This window comes from Streptomyces erythrochromogenes (assembly GCF_040684695.1).
In the GTDB taxonomy this organism is placed as follows: Bacteria; Actinomycetota; Actinomycetes; order Streptomycetales; family Streptomycetaceae; genus Streptomyces; species Streptomyces erythrochromogenes_C.
The window spans coordinates 93,517-109,213 of record NZ_JBFBGM010000030.1 but is presented as its reverse complement, the minus strand read 5'-3'; the positions used below and the strand labels follow the sequence as shown (position 1 = coordinate 109,213).

Annotated in this window: 14 protein-coding genes; 5 read left to right on the top strand and 9 right to left on the bottom strand. The window is 72.7% G+C overall.

The annotated features are described in order from the left end of the window. Positions 1-138: 138 nt before the first annotated feature. Positions 139-786 (bottom strand): biliverdin-producing heme oxygenase, encoded by a 648-nt coding sequence (locus tag AB0O53_RS32485; RefSeq protein WP_031146183.1) that lies wholly within the window; start codon positions 784-786, stop codon positions 139-141. A 132-nt stretch (positions 787-918) separates the two neighbouring features. Further along, positions 919-1,776, bottom strand: a complete 858-nt coding sequence (map, locus tag AB0O53_RS32480; protein WP_351001164.1) for a type I methionyl aminopeptidase — start codon at positions 1,774-1,776, stop codon at positions 919-921. Between the two features lie 93 nt (positions 1,777-1,869). Between map and AB0O53_RS32475 the strand changes: the two genes are divergently transcribed. Together AB0O53_RS32475 and AB0O53_RS32470 are read left to right on the top strand one after the other, a co-directional pair. Continuing rightward, a complete protein-coding gene (locus AB0O53_RS32475) occupies positions 1,870-2,127 on the top strand; it encodes a hypothetical protein (protein WP_351001167.1) in 258 nt (85 codons plus the stop codon). Positions 2,128-2,283: 156 nt separating this feature from the next. Continuing rightward, positions 2,284-2,691 (top strand): hypothetical protein, encoded by a 408-nt coding sequence (locus AB0O53_RS32470; protein WP_365200412.1) that lies wholly within the window; start codon positions 2,284-2,286, stop codon positions 2,689-2,691. Between the two features lie 28 nt (positions 2,692-2,719). Here the strand turns inward: AB0O53_RS32470 and AB0O53_RS32465 are convergent, their stop codons facing one another. Beyond that, positions 2,720-3,931 (bottom strand): IS110 family RNA-guided transposase, encoded by a 1,212-nt coding sequence (locus tag AB0O53_RS32465; RefSeq protein ID WP_365200394.1) that lies wholly within the window; start codon positions 3,929-3,931, stop codon positions 2,720-2,722. Positions 3,932-4,313: 382 nt separating this feature from the next. Next, the gene (locus AB0O53_RS32460; protein ID WP_351001169.1) at positions 4,314-4,922 is read right to left on the bottom strand and encodes a hypothetical protein; all 609 of its coding nucleotides are present in this window, start codon (positions 4,920-4,922) and stop codon (positions 4,314-4,316) included. Positions 4,923-5,006: 84 nt separating this feature from the next. Here AB0O53_RS32460 and npdG point away from each other — a divergent pair, with 84 nt between their 5' ends. After that, on the top strand, positions 5,007-5,711 hold the full coding sequence (npdG, locus tag AB0O53_RS32455; RefSeq protein ID WP_351001171.1) for an NADPH-dependent F420 reductase: 705 nt from the start codon (positions 5,007-5,009) through the stop codon (positions 5,709-5,711). Positions 5,712-5,769: 58 nt separating this feature from the next. Here the strand turns inward: npdG and AB0O53_RS32450 are convergent, their stop codons facing one another. Continuing rightward, a complete protein-coding gene (locus tag AB0O53_RS32450) occupies positions 5,770-7,869 on the bottom strand; it encodes a TerD family protein (RefSeq protein WP_365200390.1) in 2,100 nt (699 codons plus the stop codon). 235 nt (positions 7,870-8,104) lie between these two features. On the opposite strand from AB0O53_RS32450, the gene AB0O53_RS32445 reads away from it, so the two are divergent. Then, positions 8,105-8,293, top strand: a complete 189-nt coding sequence (locus AB0O53_RS32445; protein ID WP_030849047.1) for a hypothetical protein — start codon at positions 8,105-8,107, stop codon at positions 8,291-8,293. Positions 8,294-8,324: 31 nt separating this feature from the next. Here the strand turns inward: AB0O53_RS32445 and AB0O53_RS32440 are convergent, their stop codons facing one another. Continuing rightward, positions 8,325-9,218 carry a S41 family peptidase gene (locus tag AB0O53_RS32440; RefSeq protein WP_351001177.1) on the bottom strand — a complete coding sequence of 298 codons (894 nt, stop codon included), beginning with the start codon at positions 9,216-9,218 and terminating at the stop codon, positions 8,325-8,327. Positions 9,219-9,288: 70 nt separating this feature from the next. Continuing rightward, positions 9,289-10,089, bottom strand: a complete 801-nt coding sequence (locus AB0O53_RS32435; protein WP_351001180.1) for a site-2 protease family protein — start codon at positions 10,087-10,089, stop codon at positions 9,289-9,291. 73 nt (positions 10,090-10,162) lie between these two features. Between AB0O53_RS32435 and AB0O53_RS32430 the strand changes: the two genes are divergently transcribed. Next, positions 10,163-13,654: an AfsR/SARP family transcriptional regulator gene (locus AB0O53_RS32430; protein ID WP_365200386.1), complete on the top strand. Its 3,492-nt coding sequence runs from the start codon at positions 10,163-10,165 to the stop codon at positions 13,652-13,654. A 57-nt stretch (positions 13,655-13,711) separates the two neighbouring features. On the opposite strand, the gene AB0O53_RS32425 is transcribed toward AB0O53_RS32430, so the two are convergent. Then, entirely contained in the window at positions 13,712-14,563 is an 852-nt protein-coding gene (locus AB0O53_RS32425) for an ABC transporter permease (protein WP_351001185.1), read from the bottom strand. Then, a complete protein-coding gene (locus AB0O53_RS32420) occupies positions 14,560-15,582 on the bottom strand; it encodes an ATP-binding cassette domain-containing protein (protein WP_381897719.1) in 1,023 nt (340 codons plus the stop codon). The genes AB0O53_RS32425 and AB0O53_RS32420 overlap by 4 nt, the downstream gene beginning before the upstream one ends. Positions 15,583-15,697: the final 115 nt, after the last annotated feature.

Below are 15,697 nucleotides of genomic sequence, written 5' to 3'. Positions count from 1 at the left end.
ATCCGCGCGAACGTCGAGGCATGGGCCGAGTGCGCAAAGGCGCTCGAAGAGAAGGCCGGTGAGTCCTTCGGCCCGGGCGGGGAAAGCCGCTGTGCACCCGGACCGGCCCCGCAGCCGTACCCCTAGCCTTGCGCGAGGTCACGCGGTGAGGCGGAACTCCTCGCCCAGCTCGCGGAAGACCGCGCCGTTGAAGTCGAAGGCGCGCTTGCACTCGTCGATGATGCGCTGCTTCTCCAGGTCGTCCGCGGCGATCGCGTCGAGCAGCTCGCGGTAGGTCCGCTTGAAGGCCGCCGGGTTGGAGATGTCCGCGAAAACGTAGAAGCGGACGCCGTCGCCCTTGCGCTCGAAGCCCCAGGTGCGCTCCGCCTTGTCGCGGATGATCTGGCCGCCGGAGAGGTCGCCCAGGTACCGGGTGTAGTGGTGGGCGACGTACCCGCCCGGCCACTCGGCCGCGCACTGGGCCACCCGTGCGGCATAGGCCTCGGTCGAGGGAAGCGCCACCACGTTCTCGCGCCACTGCGGGCCCAGCAGGTGCGCGAGGTCCCGCTCTATCTCCGCGACGCGCATCAGCTCGGGCCGGATGAACGGTCCCGCCACCGGGTCGTCCTTGAGGGACTCGGCCGCCTCCTCCAGGGCCCGGTACACGAACCACAGCTGTTCGGTGTAGCGCGTGTACGCGTCCACTCCGAGCCGTCCGCCCAGCAGGTCGCTCATGAAGGTCGACGTCTCGGCCTCGGTGTGCTGCTCGTGCGACGCGACGCGGATGACCGTAGAGAAGGCGTCCAAGGCGGACCTCCAGGAAAGGGGAAGCAGGCGTGGCGGCAGTGCCGCCACGCCTGATACTCCTACTTAGGCTTGCCTAAGTCAATGAGTTCCCGACGCCTTGTCGGTAAAAAATCCGGTCGTGTCGGGCACCGGCTAGGGGAGGGTCAGGATCTCCGCCCCGGAGTCCGTCACCACCAGCGTGTGCTCGAACTGCGCGGTGCGCTTGCGGTCCTTCGTGACGACCGTCCAGCCGTCGTCCCACATGTCGTAGTCGTGGGTGCCCAGGGTCAGCATCGGCTCGATCGTGAAGGTCATCCCCGGCTCGATGACCGTGGTCGCGTGCGGGCTGTCGTAGTGCGGGATGATCAGGCCGGAGTGGAAGGACGAGTTGATGCCGTGGCCGGTGAAGTCCCGGACCACGCCGTAGCCGAAGCGCTTCGCGTACGACTCGATGACCCGCCCGATGACGTTGATCTGGCGGCCCGGCTTCACGGCCTTGATCGCCCGGTTCAGCGCCTCGCGGGTGCGCTCCACCAGCAGCCGTGACTCCTCGTCGACGTCACCGCACAGGTAGGTGGCGTTGTTGTCGCCGTGCACCCCGCCGATGTACGCCGTCACGTCGAGGTTCACGATGTCGCCGTCGCGCAGGACGGTGGAATCGGGGATCCCGTGGCAGATGACCTCGTTGACGGAGGAGCACAGCGACTTCGGGTAGCCGCGGTAGCCGAGCGTGGAGGGGTAGGCGCCGTGGTCGCACATGTACGCGTGGGCGACCTTGTCGAGCTCGTCGGTGGTCACCCCCGGCGCGATCAGCTTGGCGGCCTCTTCCATCGCCTGGGCGGCGATCCGGCCGGCGATGCGCATGGCCTCGATGGTCTCGGGCGACTGCACCTCCGGTCCGGTGTACGGAGTGGGCGCGGGCTTGCCGACGTACTCGGGCCGGCGGATGTTTCCGGGAACGGAACGGGCGGGAGAGAGCTCGCCTGGAACGAGCAGCGACTGACCGGACATGCAAGCGAGTGTATCCAGCGGTGATGGGGCAGCATGGCGGGATAGAGCGGCACACAGCGGCTTGCGGAGGCATCGAGAGGAGCCTGGACGACGATGGCCCTGTTCAAGAAGCGCCAGGTGGGCAAACCGGGCGAGTGGTACTACTGCCTGGTCCACCAGAAGGTCGAGGAAGGCCCCGAGTGCCCGGCGAAGGACCGGTTCGGCCCCTACGGATCGCCCGAGGAGGCCGCCCACGCCATGGAGACGGCACAGGAACGAAACCTGGAGTGGCAGAACGACCCCAAGTGGAACGACAAGACCCGCGAGGACGAAGAGGGCGCGTCGGGCGCGGGCCCGGGCGCGGCCGGCTGACGGCCCCGTAGCGGACCAGATCCGGCCCCGGCGGCCCCGGCAGCCGGCAACCAGGGGCGGGGGGGGGGTCTCTATGTTCTTCGTCAAGCGTGTGGGCAGCCCTGGCCCGGGTTCGATCTTCTTCGTTGCGCATGAGACTGTCTGGTCGTGCCAGAGATGATGAGTGGGTTGGAGGCGGCCTTGGCTGAGGCGTCGTCTCCTTCATGGGCGCAACGTGTTCGTGCCGGGCGCGACCTTGCTTCCTTCGTTGATGTTCCTGAGGCTGCGGAAGCGCTGGTGGGACTGCTGCTAGACGTCGAGGACACGGCAGTGACCCGGCAGACAGCAGAGGCCCTGGCCCGGGTGGGGACGGTGGCCGCTGTAAGGCTCATTGCTCTCGCGGTTGCCGAAGCTGACGACAACCAGGCTGACTGGATGCAGACCGGGGTGCATGACGCGATCGTGGGAGCGGACGGTGTGCCGAACGTCGCAGCGGCCTGCGCGAACCTCGCCCAGGACCAGGAAGACGCTGTCCGGCGGGCTGCCGCCGATATCTCGGCGTGGGCAGACGGCACAAGGCGTTGACCCTGAATCGACCCGCCTGTGGGCTGGTTCACGCAGCCGTCGCTTGGGGGAGGCGGGGTTCGTAGAAGGTTCCGTCTCTGAGCATGGCGAACAGGACGCTGATGCGTTGGCGGGCGAGGCGGAGGAGTGCCTGGGTGTGCGTTTTCCCGCGGGCTCTTTGTCTGTCGTAGTAGGTGCGTGAGGCGGGGTCGGCGTTCATGCAGGCGAAGGCGGAGAGGAACATGGCGCGTTTGAGCTGCCGGTTTCCGCCTCGGGGGGCGTGTTCGCCGTGGATCGATGTCCCGGACGACTTCGTCGTCGGGGCGAGGCCGGCGTAGGAGGCGAGGTGGGCGGCGCTGGGGAAGCCGGTGCCGTCGCCGACGGTGACCAGCAGGACGGCGGCGGTCCTGACGCCGACTCCGGGCATCGAGGTCAGGACCTGGTGAAGAGGGTGAGCCTCCAGCAAGGTGCTGATCTGCGCTTCCAGCGCTCGGCGCTGGTCGTGGACCGCGGCGAGCGAGGCGGCCAGGGACGGAATGACGATGTCGAGGGTCCCGGTTCCCGGGACCACGACGGTCTGTTCGTCGAGAGCGTCGAAGACCTCGTCGACAAGCCGTGCGGCCATGCGCGGGGCTTTCGGGCGGATTAGTTCGATGAGTCTGCGGCGGCCGGCCTTCCGCAGAGCGGCCGGGGACCCGTGGCGTTCGAGGAGCCAGGTGACGGCCGGGTGGTCCAGTCGGGGCCCGAGTACGCGCTCCAGTGACGGGTGGAACTGGGTGAGCAGGCCGCGTATCCGGTTGCTGGTGCGGGTGGCTTCGGCGGCGAGGTCTTGGTCGAAGCCGGTCAGCACCGTGAGCTCGGCGGTGATCTCGTCGGTCAGCTCCAGCGAGCGCAGGACGTGCGGCATGGTGCGGGCGGCGTCCGCGATCACCGCCGCGTCCTTCGCGTCCGTTTTTGCCTCGCCCGGATAGAGGTCGGCGATCCGCCGCATCGCGAGTCCGGGCAGGTAGGCGACCTCGCAGCCCGCGTCCCGGGCGACGGTCAGCGGCAGGGCACCGATCGAGGCGGGCTGGTCCACGATCACGAGCACGGTGCCGAACTTGGCCTTGAGCTTGTCGAAGACGGCCCGGAGCTTCGGTTCGCTGTTGGGCATCGCCTTGTCGAAGACCTTCTTCCCGGCCGGGGTCAGCCCGTGACCGTGATGGGCCGTCTTGCCGACGTCCATCCCGAGGAAGACGCCTATGCCTTCGGTGTCTAACATCGCACCCTTCCGCAGGTGTTGACCGTGCCGGCCCGGGTCGTGGCACCGTGCTCGCGCATCCACGTTATGCAGACCTGCCGCCCACGTCTCTGTCCGGCGTTGCGCCGGACCGGGCGGTGGCCGGGTCTCTCATCAGCGTCTCTGACGGCACCTGCCGGACCCGGCGACACCACCCCCCAGGTCATCCGTTCGACAGAGGGGACACAGTCATACCGAGCCCGGAGGCCAGCGGCCCCATTGCAGGGCCGCGAAAAACATAACGGGGGGGCAGGCCGGGTCGGCAGTCGGCAGTCGGCAGTCGGCGTCGGCACGGGCCGGGGTCACGGGTCGGTGCGGTGGCCGGCCGCTGCCGGGGTGGCGGGTGGGCCTGGCCGGCAGCCGACTACCAGCGGCTCGGCGGCGGTGCGGTCAGCCGGTCGGCCAGCCCCGCCAGCCGGTCCCGCAGCCGCCCGCCGGACCCCCGCTGGGCCGGCAGGCCGTTCTCCCCGGCCGCGGCGCTGACCAGGTGCTGCACGGTGTCCAGGTCCAGCTCGGCGCCGCCGTCCGGCACCGACAGCGCGTCGTGCGCGAGCGCGCCCAGATCCCGGTCCCCGCCGTCCAGTGACAGTACGGTCGCCCCCGCGCGCCGGGCGTCGTGCACGCGCTCCAGCAGCCCCGCACCGGGCTCCCCGGGCGCCACCACCAGCACCGTGTGCCCGCGCCCGGCCCCCGCCAGCCGGCCCAGTCCCACCGACAGGTGCGGCGGCTCGCCGCGCCGCACCCGGTGGCGCACGAGCGTCGGCGCCAGCTCCGGCAGGCCCGACCAGGCGGCCTCGTCCACGAGGTGCGCCGCCATGTGCCAGGGCTCGTACCCCTCGGTCCCCACCAGCAGCAGCCTCCCGCCGGCCGGAGCGACCGACCGGCGCAGCGAGCCGGCGAAGCGGCGCGCGTCGCCCGGCCACTGCGTACCGGCGAGCACCTCGCGCAGCAGGGCGACCCTGACGGCATCCATGCCCGCATCCTTGCGCATCGGGGCGACACGGGGGGCGCTTCCCGGCACTTCGACTGTGGGCTACCCGGCAGTACCCTCGCCCCCATGACTTCCTCAGACAGCACGCAGAAGCCGCCGGCCAAGGACCCCTGGGACCTGCCGGACGTGTCCGGCCTCGTCGTCGGCGTCCTCGGCGGCACCGGCGACCAGGGCCGGGGCCTCGCCTACCGGCTCGCCCGCGCCGGCCAGAAGGTGATCATCGGCTCCCGCGCCGCCGACCGTGCGCGCACCGCCGCCGACGAACTCGGGCTCGGCGTGGAGGGCGCGGACAACGCCGACTGCGCGCGCCGCAGCGACATCGTCATCATCGCGGTGCCGTGGGAGGGCCACGCCAAGACCCTCGAAGCCCTGCGCGAGGACCTCGCGGGCAAGCTCGTCGTCGACTGCGTCAACCCGCTCGGCTTCGACAAGCAGGGCGCCTACGCCCTCCAGGTCGAAGAGGGCAGCGCCGCCCAGCAGGCCGCCGCCCTGCTCCCGGACTCCCGCGTCACGGCCGCCTTCCACCACCTCTCGGCGGTCCTCCTCCAGGACGAGTCGATCGACGAGATCGACACCGACGTCATGGTCCTCGGCGAATCCCGCGCCGACACCGACATCGTCCAGGCCCTGGCCGCCCGCATCCCGGGCATGCGCGGCATCTTCGCGGGCCGCCTGCGCAACGCCCACCAGGTCGAGGCCCTCGTCGCGAACCTGATCTCCACCAACCGCCGCTACAAGGCCCACGCGGGCCTGCGCACGACGGACGTCTGACCACCCCCGCCCGGCGGTACGGTCCCGGGACCGCACCGCCGGACGAGGCGCTGCGTGCTCAGCCCCGCCGGCCGGTACGGGCCTCGGCGGCGCCCAGGTGGGCCACCACCCCGTGGTAGAAGCGGTCGACGGCGTCGTCGACGCTGCGGATGAACCCCGACTCGGTGTTGCCCCGGGTGTTGCCCATCCCCTTGATGAGCGTCAGACGGAAGCCCGCGATCGGGGCGCCGTCCGCGGGCAGCAGATCGCCCGGCTCGGGCCGCAGGCGCTCCAGCGTGCCGCGGGGCCCGTTCCCGGCCTCCACCAGGCTCTGCACGTGCAGGTCCGCCGGTGCCTCGGCGAGCATGCGGATCAGCCGCTTGGCCGCCGCCAGCGGATAGGCCCCTTCGGAGGCCGGGACGTCCACGGAGGTGCGCACCTTCATCGTGCGCAGATCGGCGACCACCGCGATGACCGAGCTCGTCCCGTCGATGCGCAGTTCGGCGGCGAGCCTGCCCTCGGCGCACAGCCTCTCGGCCGCCGCCACGCGCCTCGCCCGCGGATCGCTGCCGCGCCGGGCCCGCTGTACCGGGAGGGCCTTCTGCCCGAGTTCCCCGCCGAGCCGCAGGCACACCTGGCGGATGAGGCGCTCCCAGCTCTCCACCACGTCGACGGCGCGGGCGTCGCCGATGCCGATGGTCTCGTCGTCGATGCCGTTGCGCACCGGCACCCACGCGGGGCCCATGTTCTGGAAGCCGTGGCACCCGGAGTGCTCGTGCTGCAGGTATTCCAGGAGCTCCTGGAGGAGCCAGGCGTGGGCGGCGTTTCCGACGCCCTCGTGGCGGATCAGCATCTGTGCCTGGTGGGCGACCTCGGCCCAGGACAGGTGCCAGAGGCTGACCTTGTGCTTGCGCCTCCCGTCGGTCTTGACGTCCACCATGGCGGCTCCTTCGAGGGCCACGTCGTTGGAGAGCGTGATCACGGCTTCGTAGCCGCGGCGCGCCGCGATGTCCATGTACTGCTGGACCTGTTCGGCCTTGAGGGGGTTGCCGTTCGTCTTCGTCTCCACGAGCGCGGTCCACAGCTTCCCGGCGCGCTCCACCCGGATGACTCCGTCCGGGCGCTTCGGGGCGTCACCGTGGGGCAGCGCCACCTCGGTGAACGTCTGCATGCGACCGGCGGGGGCCCCGAACGCCGCGGTGAGGCGGCGTCCGAGCTCCGGGACCTGGGCCATCACCGACAGCAGGACCGAGGTGGCCCGCACCTCGCGCTCCTTGTCGCTCTTGAGGGACGGGACCGGGAACAGCCGGGCGGTCCGCCAGGAGTCGTTCTCGGCGAGCGACTTCTTGGCCACCTTGGGGAGGGTGACCTTCTTCCTGGTCGTCCGCGGGCCGCGGCCGCGGGACTGGGCCGGTACGGGGGCGGCGCCGGCAGCGGGATCCACCGCGGCGGGCGGGGCGGGTGAGCCTGCGGCGAGGTCGGCGGGCGGGACCGCCGGGGCCGGAGCGTCGGTGGCGGGGACCGCCGCATCCGAGGGGGCGCCGGAGGGGCCGGGCTCCCCGGCCGCGGCGGGAGCCTCCGCCGAGCCGGGCCCGTCGGCCTCCCCGTCCCCGTCCGCGCCGTCGCCGTCGCCCTCGCCGTCGACGTCGATGCCGAAGTCCGTGGCGAGCCCGGCCAGACCGGTCTCGTACCCCTGGCCCACGGCACGGAACTTCCACTCCTCGCCCCGCCGGTAGAGCTCGCCGAAGATGAAGGCCGTCTCCACGCCCGCGCCCTCGATGGAGAATCCGACGAGCGCTTCGCCGGACCGGTCCGCGACCGTCATCCGCAGGTCGTCGAGGTCCCCGAACGTGGCGCCGCCGTACCGGCTCGCCGCCACCACGATCCGTACGACGTCGTCCGCGACCGCGGTCAGGTCCACGCCGATGCGGTCCTCGTCGCCGCTGTCGGTCGGGGTCTTGCCGAGGAGCTGCACGCTCCCGTCGTCCGCCGCGGGGTTGTTGTAGAAGTAGAAGTCGTTCTCGCTGCGGACCTTGCCGTTCTCGTCCAGGAGCAGCACGGAGACGTCGGCGTCACCGGCCCCTGAGGCACTGGTCCAGCTCAGGCTGACGACCACCGCCCCGGCGTCCTCGCTGAGCCCGGTCAGGCTGACGTTCGCGCCCTTCGAGATCTCCTGCATGCGGCGTCCCCCACTCCCCGGCGGCCGTCGCGGGCGGAGCGGCCGGGCCGTTCGTTCTGTCGCGCTCCGGATACGGCGCGTCACCGGCGAACGCTAACGCCGCGGGGGAGAGGAGGTCAGGCAAAGCCGGAAACGCATCGAAAGCGGCTGCGCGCGGCCCTTACGGCAGCACTGCGGGGCATGGGGGACACTGGAGGGGCTCTACCGCCTTCCGTGTCCCCGAGGAGCTCTTCCCATGCCCCGCCTTGCCGTCTTCGCCGTTGTCGTGTGCGTCCTTGCTGTGGCCGCGGCCGTCGTCGCCTTCGTGGAGGGCAGCTTCCTCGGGATCGTGTGGGTGCTGCTGGCGGGCCTCACGTCCAACATGGCCTGGTACTACATGCGCAAGGCCAAGGCCGAGAAGGCCGCGACCGCCCGCAACGCCTGAGGGACCCGGCGGACCCGGGGGATCCGGGGGATCAGTTCCCGGTGGCCGCCCGGGCGGCCTTGAGCGCAGCGTCGAGCGCCTGATCGGCCGGGACCGCGATGTCGGGGACGACCCCGACGCCCTCCCAGTTGCCGCCCGTCACCGTGCTGATCGTCCGGGCGGCCGGCACCGCCACCACGACGTGCTCGCTCACCGCGTGCCGGTCCGTGGGGTGCGCGCCGCCCCGCGTGGTCTCGCCGACGACGACCGCGCGGCCGTGGGCCTGGAGGGTGTAGGCGACGTCCTCGCCCCCGGAGAAGGTGACCGCGCTGGTCAGCACGTACACGGGGCGGTCGAGGAAGCGCGGCGCGGGCAGGTGCGCCAGCGTCCAGTACTGGCGGGTGGTCCCGGTGGAGCGCTCGTAGATGTCGTTCAGGTGCACCTGGTCGTCGGGGAAGAAGTAGCTGCACCACATCGCGGCCCCCTCCGGCGAGCCGCCGCGGCACGCGCGCAGGTCCAGGACGAGCGCGGAGCCGAGGGCGGCCAGTTGCATGGCGGCGCCGATCACGGCGGCGCCCTCGGCGGCCGTCGCTATCAGGCGGAGGTCGACGAGGGTGACGCCGCCCTCCAGCCGCTCGACCCGCCGTACGCCGTGGTTCTCGGCCTCCAGCAGCGCCAGGAACGCGGCCTTTCCGGCGTCCTGGTCCTCCGGCTCCAGCGACTGGGGCTCCTCGGCCCACAGCAGCCGCAGGTGCTTGTCCGGGCATACCTCCTGGATGTGCGCCGTGACCGTCTCGCACAGCGTCCGCTCGTCCAGGCCGTCGTACGCGCCGGCCGCCAGCCGGCCGCGGACCGCGGCGTCGATGTCCGCGGTCTTCTCGGGGAAGACGTACCCTGCGCCGATCCGCTCCAGGGCCCGCTCGATGATCTCTTCGTGTGTAGGCACGGCCGGTCATGCTAGGTGCCGGACGGGCCGGCGGCGACGGGTTTCCCGGGCAGGATCCGAAAGGGACGGTCTAGTCCTGCGGGATCTCGCAGACGCCGCTGCCCTCCTGCCAGAAGCGGTAGAGGTCGCGGCCGCAGTACGTCTCCAGGTCCGACACGCCCAGCGCCGACAGCACGCCGTCGACCACCCCGAAGAAGAAGACGTTGACCGACGGGATCCACAGCAGCGCGAAGACGGCGATCAGACCGAACGGCGCCAGCGGCTCCACCTCGCGCCGCACCCGGTACGACAGCCACGGCTCGATCACGCCGTAGCCGTCGAGGCCCGGAACCGGCAGGAAGTTCAGGATCGCCGCCGTCACCTGGAGCATCGCGAGGAAGCCGAGGGCGTAGCGGAAGGCGAGCGGCACCCCGTCCAGGGCGTCCAGCCAGAACGGCGCCGTGCAGACGATCGCGAAGGCCACGTTCGTCAGCGGCCCCGCCGCCGAGATCAGGCTGTGCTTCCAGCGGCCCCGGATCCGGTCGCGCTCGATGAAGACCGCGCCGCCCGGCAGGCCGATCCCGCCCAGGATCACGAAGACCACCGGCAGGACGATGCTGAGCAGCGCGTGCGTGTACTTGAGCGGGTTCAGCGTCAGGTAGCCCTTGGCGCCGACGGTGAGGTCGCCGCCGTGCAGCGCGGTACGGGCGTGCGCGTACTCGTGCAGGCAGAGGGAGACGATCCAGGCCGACGTCACGAAGAGGAACACGGCGAGCCCGGTGCTCGTCGAGTACCCCGTCCACACCGCCCAGCCCGTGACGGCCATGACGGCGAAGATGCCGAGGAATACCGAACTGATCCGCCGCTCGTGGCGGGTGCCCTGATGACCCATGCGGGGAAACCTATCCCGGGCCGCGCGGGGAAAACGGTTCGGGGCCGGGCCGGGGTGCGGGGACAATGGGCCGGTGCGTTACGCGATCCTCGGCTCCGTCCAGGCCCTCCGCGACGACGGGACCCCCGTGGCCGTCGGCGGGGCGCGCCTGCGCGCGCTCCTGACGGCGCTCGCGCTGCGGCCGGGGCGGGTGGTGCCGACCCGGCTGCTGGTCGACGAGGTGTGGGACGGCGCCCCGCCGGCCGACGCCGTGGCCGCCCTGCAGGCCCTCGTGGCCCGGCTGCGCCGGGCGCTGGGGCACACCGCCGTGCTGTCCGCCGACGGCGGCTACCGGCTGGCCGCCGAGCGCGAGGACGTCGACCTGTACCGGTTCGAGCGGCTGGCCCGGGCCGGCGCCGAGGCCGGGGACCCGGCCGAGGCCGCCGCCCGGTACGAGGAGGCCCTCGCGCTGTGGCGCGGACCGGCCCTCGCGGACCTGCCCGACCCGGCCGCGGAGGCCGCCCGCTGGGACGCCGTACGGATGGAGGCGCGCCGGGGCCGGCTCGCGGCGGCCCTGGCCCTGGGCGAGGCCGAGCGCTCCCTGCCGGAGCTGACCGCGCTGTGCGCGCAGCAGCCGCTGGACGAGCCGCTCCAGGCGCTGCGGATCCGGGCCCTGCGCGACGCGGGCCGCCCGGCGGAGGCCCTGTCCGCCTACGACGACGTCCGCCGGAGCCTGGCCGACCGGCTCGGCACGGACCCCGGCCCGGCCCTGCGCGCCCTGCACGCCGAACTGCTGACCCCGGCGGACCCCACCCCGGCCCCCGCCTCGGCTCCGGCCCCCGCCTCGGCTCCGGCCCCCGCCTCGGCTCCGGCCCCCGCCTCGGCCCCGGCCCCCGCCCCGGCCCCGGGCCCCGGCCACGGGCCCGCCCCGGTCTCCGCGCAGGGGCCGGCCGCGGGCCATGCCCCGGCCCAGGGGGCGGGGCACGGTGCCGCCGACGGCGGGGCACCCGGTCCGCAGTCCCCCGCCGGGCGTGGTGGCGGCAATCTGCGGGCGCGGCTGACCACCTTCGTCGGGCGGGAGGACGACATCCGCGTCATCGGCGACGATCTCGCGCGGGCCCGCCTCGTGACGCTCCTCGGGCCCGGCGGCGCCGGCAAGACCCGGCTCTCGCAGGAGGCCGCCGAGGCGCACGAGCCGCGCGGCGGCTGGCCCGACGGCGTGTGGCTCGTCGAACTGGCTCCCGTCGACGACCCCGAGGACGTCGCCGAAGCCACCCTCGCCGCCGTTGGTGCCCGCGAGACCAAGCTGCGCGGCGCCGCCGCCGAGGAGCTGCGGGCGCTGACCGACCGCAACGGCGACGACCCCCTGGACCGGCTCGCCGAGCACTGCGCCCGCCGCAGCCTGCTGCTCGTGCTCGACAACTGCGAGCACGTCGTCGAAGCCGCCGCCGAGCTCGCCGAACGCCTCCTCACCCACTGCCCCGGGGTCCAGATCCTGGCCACCAGCCGCGAACCCCTCGGCGTGCCCGGGGAGTCCCTGCGCCCCGTCGAACCGCTGCCCGACCCCATCGCGCTGCGGCTGCTCGGCGACCGCGGGGCGGCGGCCCGCGCCGGGTTCACCGTGGACGAGGACCCGGCCGCCGCCGCCGAGATCTGCCGCCGCCTCGACGGGCTGCCGCTGGCGATCGAGCTGGCCGCGGCGCGGCTGAGGCTGCTGACGCCGCGGCAGATCGCGGACCGGCTGGACGACCGTTTCCGGCTGCTGACCAGCGGGGCCCGTACCGTGCTGCCGCGCCAGCAGACCCTGCGGGCCGTCGTCGACTGGTCCTGGGAACTCCTCGACGAGGCCGAGCGCACGGTCCTGCGCCGCCTGTCCGTCTTCGCGGGCGGCTGCGACCTCGCCGCCGCCGAGGCCGTCTGCGGCGACGGGGACCGAGCCGGCGATGGGTACGGGACCGGCCCCGACGTCGCCGACACCCTCGGCTCCCTCGTCGACAAGTCCCTCGTCGTCGCCGCTCCCGCCCCCGACGGCTCCGGCATGCGCTACCGCCTCCTGGAGACGGTGGGCGAATACGCCGCCGAGCGCCTCACCGCGGCCGGCGGCGACCGCGAGGACACCGCCCGCCGCCACCTCGTCCACTACCGCGAGCTCGCCCGCACCAGCGACCCCCTGCTCCGCGGCCGCCGCCAGCGCGAGACGGCGGAGCGGCTGGCCACCGAGTACGAGAACATCCGTACGGCCCTGCGCCGGGCCGTCACCACCCGCGACGCCGACGAGGCGCTCTGCCTCGTCCACTCCCTGGGCTGGTACTGGCACCTGCACGACCAGCGGGCCGAGTCCCGGCACTGGGCGGAGGCGGTCGCGGCGCTCGGCCCCAACCCCTTCGTCGGGACGGTGGTCCCGGCGGAGCCGGTCTACGGGCAGCTCGTGGACGCGCCGCCGCCCTACGAGGGCGAGGTGCTGGCCGAGGCCTGGCGCGCCCTGCACCTGGTCCGGCTGGCGTCCCGCGACCAGACCAACAAGGACTGGGACGACCCCGAGGTCCGCGCCCTGGTCGACGGGGTGATCGCCACCTACCGGCCCGGGCTCCCGCAGACCTGCTACACCCCGGCGTCCCTGTGGGTGTACGCCGTCATGATCGCGGGCGACGCCGGGCTGCTCAAGCGGGTGATCGACGCGACCGTGGCCACCGCCCGCGAACTCGGCCACCGCTGGGAGCTGGCCTCGGCCCTCCAGCTGCGCGCCAACATCCTCGCCAACCGCTCCGACTGGGCGGGCGACGCCGCGCGCGACGCCGACGAGAGCCTGGAGCTCTTCCGGGAACTCGGCGACGACTGGGGCTGCGCCGAGGCGCTCTCCGCCCGCGCCGAGTCCCGGGAGCGGCGCGGCGAGCAGGCCCTGGCCGCCCGCGACTACCGCGAGGCGATCGCCTACGCCGAACGTCTCGGTGCGAAGGCGCAGGTGACGGTGTTGCGCGTGCGGATGGCCGGCGCGCTCACCGAGAACGGCGAGATCGCGGAGGCCGAGCGGATCCTCACCGAGATCACCGCAACGGTGCAGCGGTTCGGCAACGAGGCGATGCCCGCCGCCCGGATGTTCCTCGCGGGCATCCTCGGCCGCACCGGGCGGATCGACGAGGCCCGCGTGCAGATCCGGGTGCTGCGCGAGGAGTTCGCCTTCGGCGCGTACGCCATCTTCGACGTGTTCCTGCTCGCCACGTCGGCCTGGCTGGACAACCAGGACGGCCGCCACGAGGACGCCCTGCAGGGGATCCGCGACGCCACTGCCGCCTTCCGGCACCCGCTGGCGCTGATGGTCGCCCCTCAGCTGCCCGCCACCTTCCTGCTGACGGCCGCCGTCTCCCTGGTGTCGCCGGGCGGCCCGCAGCGGGAGTACGACGGCGCGCGGCTGATCGGCGCCTACCGGGCGCTGCTGCCGCCCGGCCACTTCCCGGTGACCACGGAGCGCGAGGACTTCGCCTTCGCCGAGAAGCACGCGCGGTCGGCGCTGGGCGACTCCGCCTACGAGGCGGCGTACGCCGAGGGCGGCGGCCTCACCCTGGAGGAGGCCACCGCCCTGCTCTGACCCGGCCCCCGGCCGGTGCCCGTCCGGGACGCGATCCGGAGTGGACCGGTCCGCGGGTCAGGTCTTCTGGCGGAACTTGCGGACGGCGAGCGGCATGGTGACCGCGGTGATGGCCAGCGACCAGAGCAGCGTCATCCACACCGAGTCGCCGACGGGAGTGCCGTTGATCAGGGCGCGGGCGGCGTCCGCCAGGTTCGACAGCGGGTTGTAGTCCGTGAAGGACTGCAGCCAGCCCGGCATCGTGGACGGCGGGGCGAAGATCGAGCTGCCGAACTGCAGCGGCATCAGGACCAGCATCGCCATGCCCTGGACGGCCTGGGCGGTCTTCATGGTGAGACCGAGCAGGATGAAGATCCACATCAGGGCGCTGCCGAAGACGGCCGACAGGCCGATGGCGAGGAACAGGTCCAGCACCGAGGACTTGATCGACAGGCCGAGCAGGAAGCCCACGCCCAGCAGGATCGCGATGGCCACCATCATCCGGCCGAGCTCGACGACGATCTTGGCGAGGAGTACGGACGACCGGGCGATCGGCATGGACCGGAAGCGGTCCATCACGCCCTTCTTGAAGTCGTCGTTGACGCCGGTGCCCACCGCCATCGCGATGTTCATGCCCATCATGGCCATGAGGCCCGGGACCACGTAGTTCACGTAGTCCGCCTGGTTGCCCTTGCCGGAGATCGCGCCGCCGAAGACGAAGACGAACAGCAGCGTGAAGATGATCGGCATGAACAGGACGTCGAACATCGACTCCGGGTCCTGCTTGATCTGCAGGGCGTTGCGGCGCACCAGCGCGCCGATGTGCCGCAGGTTGGCCCGCAGGCCGATCCGTCCCTCGCCGCGGGCGGCGGCCACCGGGGCCGGACCGGGCGCGGCGGGAGCGGGCTTCGTCGTGGTTACGGTGCTCATGCCGCGACCTCCTCGGTCTTCTCGGTGGGGACGGAGTCCTCGACGAGCGTGGGCTTCTGGCCGGTGATGGCCAGGAACACCTCGTCGAGGCTGGGCAGGTAGGTGCCGAGGTCGGCGATCGCGTATCCGCGGGCGGCCAGCAGGCCGACCACGGCGGTCAGCTGCTCGTCGCTCAGGATCGGGACGAGGAGCACGCCCTCGTCCGGCACGGCCTGGGAGCCGGCCACGCCGTCCAGTCCGGCCTCGGCCAGCGAGCGGGCCATGCCCGGCAGGTCCGAGGCGGAGACGGGACGGATCTTCAGGGTGCGGCCGCCGACGCGGGCCTTCAGCTCGTCGACCTTGCCCTTGGCGATGACCTTGCCGCGGTCGATGACCGTCAGCTCGCTCGCGAGCTGCTCGGCCTCCTCCATGTACTGCGTGGTGAGCAGCACGGTGGCGCCCTCGGCGACCAGGCGCTGGACCTCGTCCCACACCTCGTTGCGGGTGCGCGGGTCGAGACCGGTGGTCGGCTCGTCCAGGTAGATCACGGCCGGCCGGCCGATCAGCGAGGCGGCCAGGTCGAGCCGGCGGCGCATGCCGCCGGAGTAGTTCATGGCGGCCTTCTTCGCCGCCTCCGTCAGGGAGAAGCGCTCCAGCATCTCGTCCGCGCGGCTGCGGGCGTCCTTGCGGGAGAGGTCGAGCAGCCGCCCGATCATGTAGAGGTTCTCCCAGCCGGAGAGCTTCTCGTCGACCGAGGCGTACTGGCCGGTCAGGCCGATGGTGCGGCGCAGCTGCCGCGGCTGGCGGACCACGTCGAAGCCGGCGACGGTCGCCGTCCCGGCGTCCGGGACGATCAGGGTGGAGAGGCAGCGCACCAGCGTGGTCTTGCCGGCGCCGTTGGGGCCGAGGACCCCGAGGACCGTGCCCTCGCGGACATCGAGGTCGACACCGTCGAGGGCCTTGGTCTCGCCGTAGTGCTTGACCAGCCCCCGCACCTCCACGGCGTTGGGGTTCTTGTCGTTTCGCGTCATGCCCACCATGGGAACAGGCGCCACTGACAAAGCACCGACAGGCGACCGACAAAGGTACGACAGACATACGACAGCCCGCCGACGCGGGCGTCGGCGGGCTGTCGGAGCGGTTCACCCCGCACCG

Excerpts from the sequence above, each read along its gene's own strand:
- map (WP_351001164.1), bottom strand. The coding sequence starts at position 1,776 with ATGTCCGGTCAGTCGCTGCTCGTTCCAGGCGAGCTCTCTCCCGCCCGT.
- AB0O53_RS32475 (WP_351001167.1), top strand. The coding sequence starts at position 1,870 with ATGGCCCTGTTCAAGAAGCGCCAGGTGGGCAAACCGGGCGAGTGGTAC.
- AB0O53_RS32470 (WP_365200412.1), top strand. The coding sequence starts at position 2,284 with ATGATGAGTGGGTTGGAGGCGGCCTTGGCTGAGGCGTCGTCTCCTTCA.
- AB0O53_RS32465 (WP_365200394.1), bottom strand. The coding sequence starts at position 3,931 with ATGTTAGACACCGAAGGCATAGGCGTCTTCCTCGGGATGGACGTCGGC.
- AB0O53_RS32460 (WP_351001169.1), bottom strand. The coding sequence starts at position 4,922 with ATGGATGCCGTCAGGGTCGCCCTGCTGCGCGAGGTGCTCGCCGGTACG.
- npdG (WP_351001171.1), top strand. The coding sequence starts at position 5,007 with ATGACTTCCTCAGACAGCACGCAGAAGCCGCCGGCCAAGGACCCCTGG.
- AB0O53_RS32450 (WP_365200390.1), bottom strand. The coding sequence starts at position 7,869 with ATGCAGGAGATCTCGAAGGGCGCGAACGTCAGCCTGACCGGGCTCAGC.
- AB0O53_RS32445 (WP_030849047.1), top strand. The coding sequence starts at position 8,105 with ATGCCCCGCCTTGCCGTCTTCGCCGTTGTCGTGTGCGTCCTTGCTGTG.
- AB0O53_RS32435 (WP_351001180.1), bottom strand. The coding sequence starts at position 10,089 with ATGGGTCATCAGGGCACCCGCCACGAGCGGCGGATCAGTTCGGTATTC.
- AB0O53_RS32425 (WP_351001185.1), bottom strand. The coding sequence starts at position 14,563 with ATGAGCACCGTAACCACGACGAAGCCCGCTCCCGCCGCGCCCGGTCCG.
- AB0O53_RS32420 (WP_381897719.1), bottom strand. The coding sequence starts at position 15,582 with ATGGTGGGCATGACGCGAAACGACAAGAACCCCAACGCCGTGGAGGTG.